This is a genomic window from Streptomyces sp. NPDC002896, assembly GCF_040295225.1.
Lineage (GTDB): Bacteria > Actinomycetota > Actinomycetes > Streptomycetales > Streptomycetaceae > Streptomyces.
In genome coordinates, this window is the sequence record NZ_JBEOVA010000007.1 from 318,073 (window position 1) to 330,880 (window position 12,808).

Below are 12,808 nucleotides of genomic sequence, written 5' to 3' on the forward strand. Positions count from 1 at the left end.
AAGGGGCCACTGGACGCCGTGCGAAGTTAGGTTAACCTAACCGAAGTAAACGCGGTGGGCGGCGCCTGCTCGCCGGCCCCACACGGCTCGAAGGACCACATCCACCCGGCTCTGCCGTACGACGGTCAGCCTCGCCAAGAGGCCGAAAGGGATGGAGAAGTGGTGTGAGAATCCAGGTCTACCGGGACCCGTGGGGGATCCCCCATCTGCGCGCCGGCAGCGCGCTCGAACTCGCCTACGCCCAGGGGCGGAACGCCGCCCAGGACCGGGCCTGGCAAATCGAGGTCGAGCGGCACCGGTCGCAGGGCACGACGGCCGCCTTCCTGGGCGCCGACGCCGTCGGCTGGGACCGGTTCGCCCGGCAGGCGCGGCTGGACGACACCGCCCGGCGCTGCTTCGACAGGCTCGCCAGGCTCGATGCGGACACCGCCGCCTGGATCAGGAGTTACGTCGACGGGGTCAACGACGGTCTGGGCGACGGCGCGCGACGGGCGCCCCAGTTCGAGGCAACGGGGCTGACGCCCGGCCAGTGGCAGCCGTGGACTCCGCTGGGTGTCTGGCTGTCCACGCACATCCTGTTCGCGGGCTTCCCCACCAAGCTGTGGCGCGAGGAGGTCGTCCGCAGGCTCGGCGCCGAGGCGATCGAGCTGTTCGCCACCGACGGGCCCGGCACGTCGGGCAGCAACGGGTGGCTCGTCGCGGGCGACCGCACCACCACCGGGGCCGCCCTCATAGCGGGCGACCCGCACCGGTTCATCGAGGATCCGGGTGTCTACCAGCAGATCCGTCTTGCCTGCCCGGAGTTCGACGTGGTGGGGCTGGCCGTACCGGGCGTCCCGGGCATCGGTCATTTCGGGCACACCGGGCAGGTGGCCTGGGCGATCACCAATGCCATGGCCGACTACCAGGACCTCTACCGGGAACGGCTCCGGCGCCGTGGAGACCGCCGGCACGGCGGGGACGCGCTCGGGCGGGATGTCGAGGCGCTCGGGCCCGACGGCTGGCGTCCCGCCTCAGCTCACGTCGAGACGATCGAGGTCGCGGGCGCCGATCCCGTCGAGGTCGAGGTGATCGAGACCGAGCGCGGTCCGGTCGTGATCGGCGGCCCGGACGAATCGGTGGCCATCAGCCTCCGCTACCCGCCGCGCGTACGCGAGGACCTCGGGTTCTCCGCGCTCCCCGCGCTGCTGAGGGCCAGGAGCGTCGCCGATGTGGACCGGGCCTTCGACCAGTGGGCGGAGCCTGTCAACGTCGTGCAGGCCGCGGACACCGAGGGCGGGCTGCTGCACCGTGTGGCCGGTGCGGTGCCGCGCCGCCACCGGGACAACATGCTGCGTGTCGTGCCTGCCTGGGAGCCCGGGCACGAGTGGCATGGCTGGCACGAGCTGCCCCGCGAGGGCGTCGAGGGTGTCGCCGTGATGGCGAACCAGCGGGGCATCGCCGGGCCGCTCGGCGTGGAGTTCGCGCCACCGCACCGGCAGCGGCGGATCCAGCAGCTTCTCGACGAGCCGGCGTCCTGGTCCGGCAAGGGCATGGCGGCGATCCACACCGACACCCATCTGGCTTCCGCACGGCCCCTCATCGAGCTACTGGAGAGGATGGGCGGGCTGGAGGGGCCGGAAGGGCTCGAGGGGCTCAGCCCGGAGGCCGTGCGGCTGCGGGAGCGGCTGCTGCGCTGGGACCGCGGGATGGATGCCGGGAGCACCGACGCGACGGCATACGCGGCCGTCCGGGCGGCGGTCGTGCGGCGGCTGGCGGCTCATCCGGCCCTGTCCGGCCTGAGCGAGCCCCCGCCGTATCCCGCGATCTTCCAGCCATGGCTCGCGCTGGTGCCGCGGGTCGCCTACGCGCTGGAAGCACTGCTGACGTCCCGCCAGATCCCCGGTGTCGACGGGACGACCGATCGCCTGAGGGCCGACCTCGTCAGATCGGCCCTGGAGGACGTGGCCGCGGACGGAGGGGAACCGGTGCCATGGGGCGAGGTGCACCGGCTCGCACCCTGGCAGGCCCTGCCCGACGCGACGGACGAGCAGTGGCCGGGACTGTCCGGCGATCACGACTGCGTGCTGTCCACCTCGAGCGTTCCGGGTGTCACGGACCACAGCGCACGCGGGCCCGCCGCGCGCTACGTCTGGGACCTCGGGCGCCGCGAGGACAGCCTCTGGGTGGTCCCGTTCGGGGCCTCCGGCGTACCCGGTGACGCCCACCACCGCGACCAGCTGCCTCTGTGGCTCCAAGGCGAACTCGCCCCCGTGACCACCGACTGGAACCTTCTGACCGAGGAGAAGTCATGACCTCTGAGACCCCTGCTGAGACCCGCGTTGAGTCCCCTGCCCCCTGCGCTGTCGAGTCCCCGGCTCCTCCCCGGGAAGCCGTGTACGAGCAGACGGTCGACGGCTTCGGAACGGTCCGCGTCGTCCCGGTGGATCCGGCCGGCGACATCGACCTGATCCACGACTGGGTCTCCGAGGAGCGCGCCCGTTTCTGGGGCATGCGCGAGGTCGGCCGGGAGCGCGTCCTGGAGATCTACGAGTACCTGGACTCCCTCGCCACGCACCACGCGTACCTGATCCACCGGGACGACAAGCCGGTCGCCCTCTTCCAGACGTACGAACCGGAGTCCGACCCGGTCGGCGAGTGCTACGACGTCCAGCCCGGCGACTTCGGCATACATCTGATGGTGGGTCCTCCGGGCGCTGCCCCGGAGCCCGGCTTCACCGGCACCCTCCTTTCCGTCTTCCTCACCTTCGTGCTCTCGGTCCCGGGCCGGCAGCGGATCGTGGCCGAACCCGACGCCCGCAACGACAAGGCCATCGCGCGCCTGGTCCGACAGGGCTTCGCACGCGGGCCCCAGATCGACCTGCCGGAGAAGCGGGCGCAGCTGGTGTTTCTGAGCCGGGAGGCCTTCAAGAGCCGCGACTAAGCCGTACGCGCGGGGCGGGGCGAGCCGGGCTCGGCCTCCGCCCCGCCTCGGCCCCGAATTCAGCCGTGCGCCGCCGCCAAGTGCCTGGCCAGCCGCGGCGACGCGAACTCCGTCCCGCACACGAACCGCATCACCGGCCCGTACGACGCCGCCGCCGGAAGCCCCGTGAAGTACAGGCCCGGCACCGAGGACCGGTACCCCGCGCCCAGCTTCGGGGTGCCGCGGCTCACCGCCAGCTGCGTACGCAGTTCGTGCCCGAGGAAGTCCATGGCGGCGATGTCGACGCGGTAGCCCGTCGCGGCTATCACATGGTCCGCGGACAGCTCCTCGGTACGGCCGCCGAGCGTCTGGACGGCCAGCATCGGGCGGCCGCCCGGCGCCCCCGCCCGTACGATCCGGCTCACCTCGCGCACCTTCACCGCGCCCTCGAACCGGTCGCGCAGCCACCACGCACCGAGCGGCCCGAGGATGCGGCGCACCAGGAAGTGGCGTGCCGCCGCGGGCAGATAGCGGTACGGGTGGGGGTAGTAGCTGATCGCGTACAGCGACCAGGCCCGGCCGAACGGCGACTCGGGGCGCAGCCTCGGCTGCTCCCACGGCGGCGCCCCGAACGCCACCGCGCCCCTGCCACGCGCCACCACCCGCACCCGGGCCCCGGCCTCCGCGGCGAGCGCCGCCGTCTCGAGGGCGGACTGACCGGCGCCGACGACGATCAGATCCTTGCCCGCGAACCGCGTCAGGTCGTGGTGCTGCGAGCTGTGCGAGACCGCGGCCGTCGGCGCGGGTCCGTCGGGCGCGGCCGCGGCGAGCTCCTGCGGCAGGTACGAGAGGCCGGACAGGCCGGTCGCGACGACCACCGCGCGTGCCGTGAACTGCTCGCCCGAGTCCAGCTTCAGCTCGAACCCCCCGGCGCCGCGGCGGTCGACCGAGACGACCCGCACCCGCTCCAGATCCGGCACGAGCTTCTGCTGGAACCACTCCCCGTACGCCACGAACGTCTCGACCGGGATGATGTCCTCGTCGGTGACCAGGCGCCGTATCCCGGCCGCGGCGCAGTAGTCGCCGAGGGTGTGGCCGCGCTGCGGTGCGTCGATGTTCGAGGCCGCGGGGGTCGACTTGAGCAGCATCCCCGCGGGCATGTGCGCACGCCAGCTCACCATGGGCTCGCCGAAGGCCCGCACCGGAATGCCGCGCGCCCGCAGATGGGCGGCGGTGGACAGGCCGAAAGGTCCTGCTCCGATGACTGCTACCGGATGGTTCACGTTCACGAAGTCCCCTCCCCAGGACGTCACTTGCTTCGCGTCACGCCTACTTCGTTGATCCGCTCGCCGTTCGTCGCGTCTCCCGACCGGTCACCGCTCCTGTTACGGCGCGGTGGTGCCGGAGCGGCGGCCGGTCCGCCACAGCTGGTACAGATGCCTGGCGCCCGGCCCCACGAACCGGCCCAGCATCGTGAAGAACGGACGCATGTCGTCCCCAGCGAGCCACGCCAGCTCCGTGCCGCTCGCGCGGGCGGGGGCGTGCGGCGTCGTGTACCCGCTGCGGCGGTACGCGATGAGCGCGGGCAGGTCGATGTTCTCCACGAGGTAGCGGTGGCCGGCGCGCTGTTCCCCCTCCGGAACGGCCCGGCCGGTCAGGTGCAGATGCATGGCACGGACGACGTCGATGCCCGACTCGTTCTCGAAGAGCCGGAACTGGGCGCCCATGCGCGGGTTGAAGTCGAGCAGCTTGTACTGCCCGTCGCGGCGGTCGAACCGCAGATCAAGGTCCACGATGCCGGTGAAGCCGACCTGCTTGACGAAACGCGCGGCGATGTCCGCGAGTTCCGAGTTGTCGACCACGAAGGCCTGCGCGGTCATACCCGCGTGCGGCGGCCAGGAGCGAACCTTGACGCCGGTGAACATCGCGAGCGGTGTCGAGTCCGCGTCGAAGTACGCGTGGACGATCCAGTCCTCGGCCTCCTCTCTCGGCAGATACTCCTGAAGGATCACTCCCGGCCGCTCTCCCCAGTCGCGGGCAAGCGCGAGCAGCGCCTCGCGGCTGGCGACGCGCGTGGTGCCGTTCACCGCCGGCCGTCTACGGCGTACGAAGGCCTCGCGGTTCTTGGCGACCACCGGGAAGCGTGCCTCGGCGGCGAACTTCTCGATGTCCGTCTGCGATTCGGGGAACGCGGCCGCGGGGCTCGGGATGCCGTGCTCGACGCACAGCTCGTGCAGCCCCTGCTTACTGGCGAGGCGCCGCGGCAGGGCGGGGTCCACGCGCGGGAAGAGAAACCCTCCGAACCCACCCGGTCGCGATAACCCGCCCGACGCCCCGGGTCTCGCGGGTCCTCCTCCGCCGCCGCCGAGCTCTTCCTGATGCTCGGCGATGAGCACCGCCGCTTCTTCGTCGGTCGGGATGAGCACGGTCGGCCGGCCGATACGGCGGCCGATGCGCAGCAGTCCCTCGACGAGCCGCTCCGGCTCCTCCGTTCCGGTGGTCGGCCAGACGAAGGCGCGGCGCAGATAGCGGGAGGCCGCCGCGGGCGTGTAACGGTCCTCCGTGATCGCATACATCGGCACGCCGAGGCGCCCCAGGCTGCGTATCGCTCCCACCCCGCCGTGGTGCAGCGGATAGTGGCCGAACTTCACTATCAGGCCCGGCACTTCCCGGTCGGCGGCGAACGGCACGCCGCTGGCGCTCCTGGCCACGGGTCCCCCCACGTGTCCCCCCTACGGACCGGACCCCCACCCAGTCCGTGTCCCCCAAAGGACGCTAAGCCGGAATTGAACACTCCAGGCAATAACTATCCGGACATTGCGAACTCTTTAGACACTGCCCATCACCCGCAACTCCCCCGTAACGTGAGGCACAACCACACGGAAAGCGAGGCAGGAACAGATGCCCGAGCAGAACCCGCTCGATCCTCTCGGCCCGCTCCATCCTCTCGACCCGCGCGACGCTCTCGACCAGACCGACCCGACCGACCCCGTCGGGCCGTCCAGCCCCCTCGACCTCACCGAGGGCGATCCCTTCGGTCCGCACAACCTCCCCTACGGCGTGTTCTCCCGTCCCGGGCAGGGATCTCCGGAGCGGCGGGTCGGCGTACGGCTCGGCGAGTTCGTGCTGGACGCGGGTGCGGTGGCCGCCGCGCTCGGCTCGCCGTATGTCTCGCTGCTCGCGCAGCCGACCCTCAATCCGTTGCTGGCGGCGGGCCGCACCGCCTGGAGCGACGTGCGGCGCGCGCTCACCGCCTGGGTGACGGTGCCCGCCCACCGGGACGTGATCGAGCCGCTCCTGCACCCGCTGTCCGAGGTCACGCTGCACCTCCCCTTCGAGGTGGCGGACTACGTCGACTTCTACTCCTCCGAGAACCACGCCCGTAACGCCGGCCGGATCTTCCGCCCCGACGCCGCGGACCCGCTCACCCCCAACTGGAAGCATCTGCCGATCGGTTACCACGGCCGGTCCGGCACCGTTGTGGTGTCCGGGACTGACGTGGTACGGCCCTCCGGCCAGCGGAGGGCTCCGGCGGATCCCGCACCGGTCTTCGGACCCTCGGTGCGCCTGGACATCGAGGCCGAGGTCGGCTTCGTGGTCGGCGCGCCGTCGGACATGGGCACATCAGTGGCGCTGTCGGACTTCCGGGAGCACGTCTTCGGGCTGTGCCTGCTCAACGACTGGTCGGCCCGGGATCTGCAGGCCTGGGAGACCGTCCCGCTCGGGCCTTTCCTGGGCAAGTCCTTCGCCACGTCGGTCTCGGCATGGATCACGCCCCTGGAGGCGCTGGACGCGGCGCGCGTGCCACCCCCGGAACGCACACACCAGCTCCTTCCCTATCTCGACGACTCGGCGGAGTCCGCCGCGGACGAACCCGGCGGCTACGACCTGCGGATCTCCGTCGCGATCAACGGCCATGTGGTCTCCCGGCCTCCCTTCTCCACGATGTACTGGACGGCGGCCCAACAGCTGGCCCATATGACCGTCAACGGCGCCTCGCTGCGCACGGGCGACCTCTACGCCTCCGGCACCGTCAGCGGCCCCGGTGAGCGCGAGCGCGGTTCCCTGCTCGAACTCACCTGGAACGGCCGCGATGCCCTCGACCTCCCTGAGGGCAAGCGGACCTTCCTCGAGGACGGCGACGTGGTGACCCTGTCGGCGTGGGCGCCGGGACCAGGCGGAACGAAGGTGGGCCTGGGGGATGTGACCGGACGAGTCGCACCCAGGGCCTGACACGGGCCTGCCGACGCGCCGCGGGAGTCCTGGTACGGCACTGCCGCACTGGTGGTAGCGCTATATCCAGTCGTCCGGCTCGGGCTCGGCGTCCAGCTCGGGCCAGTCGGGGTCCGGTGCCGATGTCTCGGCGGTGCCGGGATCCGGAGCGTCCTGCCCGGCAGCCGCGTCCAGGGAAGCAAGCACCCCCAGTACGCCCTCTCCGTACGTCGCCAGCTTCTTCTCGCCCACCCCGCTGATGCCGCCCAGGTCGGCCACCGAGCGGGGGTGGGCCGTGGCGATCTCCCTGAGTGTGGCGTCGTGGAAGATGACGTAGGCCGGGACGCCCTGCTCACGGGCTTGTTCGGCGCGCCAGGAGCGCAGGGCCTCGAATACGGGCACGTGCTCCTCGGACAGGTCCGCCGCGGCCGTCTTGGCCTTGCGTTCCCCCTTCGCGGACGCCGACGACCGGGACGCGGCCGGCTTCTTCGGCTCCTTGCGCAGCGGCACTTCGCGCTCGCGCCGCAGCACCGTCCCGCTCGTGTCGGTCAGCACCAGCGTCCCGTACTCACCCTCGACGGCCAGCAGGCCCTGAGCCAGCAACTGCCGTACCACGCCGCGCCATTCGGCCTCCGACAGTTCCTCGCCGATGCCGAAGACGGACAGTTGGTCGTGGTCGAACTGGATGACCTTGGCGGTCCGGCGGCCCAGCACGATGTCGACGATCTGCCCCGTGCCGAACTTCTGGCCGCGCTCCCGCTGCAGCCGCACCACCGTGGAGAGCACCTTCTGCGCCGGGACCGTGCCGTCCCAGGTCTCGGGCGGTGTGAGGCAGGTGTCGCAGTTGCCGCACGCCGGGGCGCCGGGCTCCTGGCCGAAGTACGTCAGCAGCTGGCCGCGCCGGCAGTGGGCGGACTCGCACAGCGCGAGCATCGCGTCCAGGTGGGAGGCCGCCCGCCTCCTGAAGGACTCGTCGCCCTCGCCGCTCTGGATCAGCTTGCGCTGCTGGACGACGTCCTGCAGTCCGTATGCCATCCAGGCCGTCGACGGCAGGCCGTCGCGGCCCGCGCGGCCCGTCTCCTGGTAGTAGCCCTCGACGGACTTCGGCAGGTCGAGATGGGCGACGAACCGGACGTCCGGCTTGTCGATGCCCATGCCGAAGGCGATCGTCGCCACCACCACGAGGCCCTCTTCGCGCAGGAAGCGGGACTGGTGGGTGGCGCGGGTGCCCGCGTCCAGGCCCGCGTGGTACGGCACCGCTTCGATCCCGTTGCGGCACAGGAACTCGGCCGTCTTCTCCACCGAGTTACGCGAGAGGCAGTAGACGATGCCGGCGTCTCCCGTGTGCTCCTCGCGCAGGAAGGCCAGCAACTGCCGCTTCGGGTCGTCCTTCGGCACGATGCGGTACTGGATGTTGGGCCGGTCGAAGCTCGCCTCGAAGTGGCGGGCGTTCCGCATGTCGAGGCGCTGGGTGATCTCCTGGTGCGTGGCCCGCGTCGCCGTGGCCGTCAGGGCGATCCGCGGCACGTCCGGCCAGCGCTCGCCCAGCACCGACAGCGCCAGGTAGTCCGGCCGGAAGTCGTGCCCCCACTGCGCCACGCAGTGCGCCTCGTCGATCGCGAAGACGGAGATCTTGGTGCGGGAGAGCAGTTCGAGGGTGGCGTCCAGGCGCAGCCGCTCCGGAGCCAGATAGAGCAGGTCCAGCTCCCCCGCGATGAACTCCGCCTCGACCATGCGCCGCTCGTCGAAGTCCTGCGTGGAATTGATGAACCCGGCCCGCACGCCGAGGGCCCGGAGGGCGTCGACCTGGTCCTGCATGAGTGCGATCAGCGGGGATACGACGATTCCGGTGCCGGGGCGGACCAGTGCCGGGATCTGGTAGCAGAGGGACTTTCCGCCGCCCGTCGGCATGAGCACGACTGCGTCGCCGCCCGCCACCACGTGGTCGATGATCGCCTGCTGTTCGCCGCGGAATGCTTCGTAGCCGAAGACGCGGCGGAGTGTGCCCAGCGCGTCGCTCTCGGTCAGTCCCGCGGCACCGCCGCCCGCACGCACAGGCTCCGCGTGGCCGTCCTCCGGCGGCGCGAAGCCGTCCTCCGGCCCCGTGCCGAGCTCCGTGCCCGGGCCAGCGCCGGGGCCCGTGCTCGGCTCCGCGCCCGTCTCCGCTTCGGCCATCATGCCTGTTCCGCCCATCGCAATCATTGCCGTGCCCCCCGTAGGTCGTCCCTCGACCACCACAGCCACCATAGGGGTCAGCGCTGACACCGGGAGAGTTATCCACAGGCTGGGTGGAGGCTGGGTGGGGTGGGGCGCCCTGCGGGGCTTTCCCCCAATCCCGCCCCTTCCCGAAGCTGGGGGCTCCGCCCCCAGACCCCCGAGATCGCCCTTCGGGCTCGTCCTCAAACGCCGGACGGGCTGAGTGCCTCAGCCCGTCCGGCGTTCCAGAGCCCACAACCTCAGCGCACAAACACCCCCGCCTGCCCCGCCAGCTCCAGGAAGTACTGCGGCGCCACACCCAGTACCAGCGTGACCACCACTCCCAGCCCGATCGCCGTCATCGTCAGCGGCGACGGGACTGCGACCGTCGGGCCCTCCGGCTTCGGCTCGCTGAAGAACATCAGGACGATCACGCGGATGTAGAAGAAGGCCGCGACAGCCGACGAGATCACACCGATCACGACCAGCGGTGCCGCCCCGCCCTCCGCCGCCGCCTTGAACACGGCGAACTTCCCGGCGAAGCCGGACGTCAGCGGAATGCCCGCGAAGGCCAGCAGGAACACCGCGAAGACCGCCGCGACCAGCGGCGACCGCCGTCCGAGGCCCGCCCACTTGGACAGATGCGTGGCCTCGCCGCCCGCGTCCCGCACCAGCGTGACGACCGCGAACGCGCCGATCGTCACGAACGAGTACGCGGCCAGATAGAACAGCACGGAGGAGATGCCGTCCGGGGTCATGGCGATGACACCCGCCAGGATGAAGCCCGCATGCGCGATCGACGAGTACGCCAGGAGCCGCTTCATGTCGGTCTGGGTGATCGCGACGATCGCGCCGCCCAGCATCGTGACGATGGCGACAGCCCACATCACCGGCCGCCAGTCCCAGCGAAGACCCGGCAGGACGACGTAGAGCACCCGCAGCAGCGCACCGAACGCGGCCACCTTGGTCGCGGCCGCCATGAAGCCTGTGACCGGTGTCGGCGCTCCCTGGTACACGTCCGGGGTCCACATGTGGAACGGCACCGCGCCCACCTTGAACAGCAGGCCCATCACCAGCAGCGCCGCGCCGATGAGCAGCAGCGCGTCGTTGCCCATGGTGTCGGCGAGCGCGGGGCTGACGTTCTGGATGCTGCCGTCCACGACCTGCGCGATCGTCGCGTACGACACGGAGCCCGCGTAGCCGTAGAGCAGGGCGATGCCGAACAGCGTGAACGCGGAGGCGAAGGCGCCCAGCAGGAAGTACTTGACGGCGGCCTCCTGCGACACGAGCCGCTTGCGGCGGGCCAGGGCGCACAGGAGGTAAAGCGGCAGGGAGAAGACTTCGAGGGCGACGAACAGCGTCAGCAGGTCGTTCGCCGCGGGGAAGATCAGCATGCCGCCGATGGCGAACAGGACCAGCGGGAACACCTCGGTGGTGGTGAACCCCGCCTTCACCGCGGCCTTTTCGCTGTCGCTGCCCGGTACGGACGCGGCCTGCGCGGCGAACGAGTCGACACGGTGGGCGCCCGCCGCCGGATCGAGCCGCCGCTCGGCGAAGGTGAACACCGCGACCAGGCCCGCCAGGAGAATGGTGCCCTGCAGGAACAGTGCGGGCCCGTCGACGGCGATCGCGCCCATCGCCGAGATCCGCGCCTTCGTGGTGCCGTATCCGCCGGCCGCCAGCCCGACGACGGCGGCGAAGGCGGCGGCGAGCGCGACGACGGACGTGAACACCTGGACGTAGTAGCGCTGCTTGCGGGGCACGAAGGCCTCGACGAGCACCCCGACGATCGCCGCGCCCAGGACGATCAGGGTGGGCGACAGCTGCCCGTACTCGATCTTCGGCGCGTCGATCTTCGTGATCGGCTCCGCCGCGGTTGTCCACAGGCTGTGGACGGCTGATGCGCTCACTTGGCCGCCTCCACCTCGGGCTTGGGGTCCTGCTTCTGTACGTCGGACAGGGTGTGCCCGACGGCAGGGTTGACGATGTCGGTGACCGGCTTCGGATAGACGCCGAGGAAGATCAGCAGTGCGATCAGCGGGGCGACGACGACGAGTTCGCGCACCCTGAGGTCGGGCATCGCCGAGACCTCCGGCTTCACCGGGCCGGTCATCGTCCGCTGGTAGAGGACGAGGGTGTAGAGCGCGGCGAGCACGATGCCGAAGGTGGCGATGATGCCGATCACCGGGTAGCGGGTGAACGTGCCGACCAGGACGAGGAACTCACTCACGAAGGGGGCGAGTCCCGGCAGGGACAGGGTCGCCAGGCCGCCGATCAGGAAGGTGCCGGCGAGCACCGGGGCGACCTTCTGCACTCCTCCGTAGTCGGCGATGAGCCGCGAGCCGCGCCGCGAGATCAGGAAGCCGGCCACCAGCATCAGCGCGGCGGTCGAGATCCCGTGGTTGACCATGTAGAGCGTCGCGCCGGACTGACCCTGGCTGGTCATCGCGAAGATGCCCATGATGATGAAGCCGAAGTGCGAGATCGACGCGTACGCCACCAGGCGCTTGATGTCGCGCTGGCCGACGGCGAGCAGCGCCCCGTAGATGATGCTGATCAGGGCGAGGACGAGGATCGCGGGCGTCGCCCACTTGCTGGCCTCCGGGAAGAGCTGGAGGCAGAAGCGGAGCATCGCGAAGGTGCCGACCTTGTCGACGACCGCCGTGATCAGAACGGCGACCGGTGCGGTGGCCTCACCCATGGCGTTCGGCAGCCAGGTGTGCAGCGGCCACAGGGGCGCCTTCACCGCGAAGGCGAAGAAGAAGCCGAGGAAGAGCAGCCGCTCGGTGCTGGTCGCCATGTCCAGCGAACCGTTCGCCCGGGCCGCTGCGATCTCCTGGAGCGAGAAGTTCCCCGCCACCACGTACAGCCCGATCACCGCGGCCAGCATGATCAGGCCGCCGACCAGGTTGTAGAGGAGGAACTTCACCGCGGCGTACGAGCGTTGGGTGGCCGCGGCCTCGTCGCCGTGCGTGTGGGCCCGGTCCCCGAAGCCGCCGATGAGGAAGTACATCGGGATGAGCATGGCTTCGAAGAAGATGTAGAAGAGGAAGACGTCGGTGGCCTCGAAGGAGAGGATCACCATCGCCTCGACAGCGAGGATCAGGGCGAAGAAGCCCTGCGTCGGCCGCCACCTCTTCGACTTGGTCTCCAGCGGATCGGCGTCGTGCCATCCCGCCAGGATGATGAACGGGATCAGTACGGCGGTCAGCGCGATCAGCGCCACCGCGATGCCGTCCACGCCCAGCTCGTACCGCACCCCGAAGTCCTTGATCCAGGCGTGCGATTCGGCCATCTGGTAGCGGTCGCCGCCGGGGTCGAAGCGCACGAGCACGACCATGGCCAGCACGAGCGTGGCCAGCGAGACCAGCAGCGCCAGCCATTTGGCGGCGGTCCGCCGGGCGGCCGGGACGGCGGCCGTGACGATCGCACCGACCGCCGGGAGCACAGCCGTCGCCGTCAGGAGGGGGAACCCTGCGTTCACTACTTGCGACATCG

The 12,808-nt window shown here is 70.8% G+C and carries 8 protein-coding genes; 3 read left to right on the plus strand and 5 right to left on the minus strand.

Annotation, left to right across the window (positions count from 1 at the left end):
* The first annotated feature begins 164 nt into the window (after positions 1-164).
* Entirely contained in the window at positions 165-2,294 is a 2,130-nt protein-coding gene (locus ABT009_RS15295; protein ID WP_351293635.1) for a penicillin acylase family protein, read from the plus strand.
* Positions 2,291-2,923 (plus strand): GNAT family N-acetyltransferase, encoded by a 633-nt coding sequence (locus ABT009_RS15300; RefSeq protein ID WP_351293638.1) that lies wholly within the window; start codon positions 2,291-2,293, stop codon positions 2,921-2,923. Before ABT009_RS15295 ends, ABT009_RS15300 begins: the two co-directional genes overlap by 4 nt.
* A 59-nt stretch (positions 2,924-2,982) precedes the next feature.
* Here ABT009_RS15300 and ABT009_RS15305 read toward each other — a convergent pair whose 3' ends face one another.
* Positions 2,983-4,185, minus strand: a complete 1,203-nt coding sequence (locus ABT009_RS15305; RefSeq protein WP_351293992.1) for an FAD-dependent oxidoreductase — start codon at positions 4,183-4,185, stop codon at positions 2,983-2,985.
* A gap of 102 nt (positions 4,186-4,287) precedes the next feature.
* Complete coding sequence (locus tag ABT009_RS15310; protein WP_502989883.1) at positions 4,288-5,592, minus strand: carboxylate--amine ligase; 1,305 nt, start codon at positions 5,590-5,592, stop codon at positions 4,288-4,290.
* A 211-nt stretch (positions 5,593-5,803) separates the two neighbouring features.
* Between ABT009_RS15310 and fahA the strand changes: the two genes are divergently transcribed.
* Positions 5,804-7,135 carry a fumarylacetoacetase gene (fahA, locus tag ABT009_RS15315; RefSeq protein ID WP_351293643.1) on the plus strand — a complete coding sequence of 444 codons (1,332 nt, stop codon included), beginning with the start codon at positions 5,804-5,806 and terminating at the stop codon, positions 7,133-7,135.
* 60 nt (positions 7,136-7,195) lie between these two features.
* Here fahA and recQ read toward each other — a convergent pair whose 3' ends face one another.
* From recQ to ABT009_RS15330, 3 genes are all read right to left on the minus strand, one after another.
* Positions 7,196-9,292, minus strand: a complete 2,097-nt coding sequence (gene recQ, locus ABT009_RS15320) for a DNA helicase RecQ (protein ID WP_351293646.1) — start codon at positions 9,290-9,292, stop codon at positions 7,196-7,198.
* Positions 9,293-9,570: 278 nt separating this feature from the next.
* Positions 9,571-11,220, minus strand: a complete 1,650-nt coding sequence (gene nuoN, locus ABT009_RS15325; RefSeq protein WP_351293649.1) for an NADH-quinone oxidoreductase subunit NuoN — start codon at positions 11,218-11,220, stop codon at positions 9,571-9,573.
* The gene (locus ABT009_RS15330) at positions 11,217-12,806 is read right to left on the minus strand and encodes an NADH-quinone oxidoreductase subunit M (RefSeq protein WP_351293651.1); all 1,590 of its coding nucleotides are present in this window, start codon (positions 12,804-12,806) and stop codon (positions 11,217-11,219) included. Before ABT009_RS15330 ends, nuoN begins: the two co-directional genes overlap by 4 nt.
* Between the last annotated feature and the right edge of the window lie 2 nt (positions 12,807-12,808).

Coding starts and splice junctions, on each gene's coding strand:
- recQ (WP_351293646.1), bottom strand. CDS start 9,292: ATGATGGCCGAAGCGGAGACGGGCGCGGAGCCGAGCACGGGCCCCGGC.
- fahA (WP_351293643.1), top strand. CDS start 5,804: ATGCCCGAGCAGAACCCGCTCGATCCTCTCGGCCCGCTCCATCCTCTC.
- ABT009_RS15300 (WP_351293638.1), top strand. CDS start 2,291: ATGACCTCTGAGACCCCTGCTGAGACCCGCGTTGAGTCCCCTGCCCCC.
- ABT009_RS15330 (WP_351293651.1), bottom strand. CDS start 12,806: ATGTCGCAAGTAGTGAACGCAGGGTTCCCCCTCCTGACGGCGACGGCT.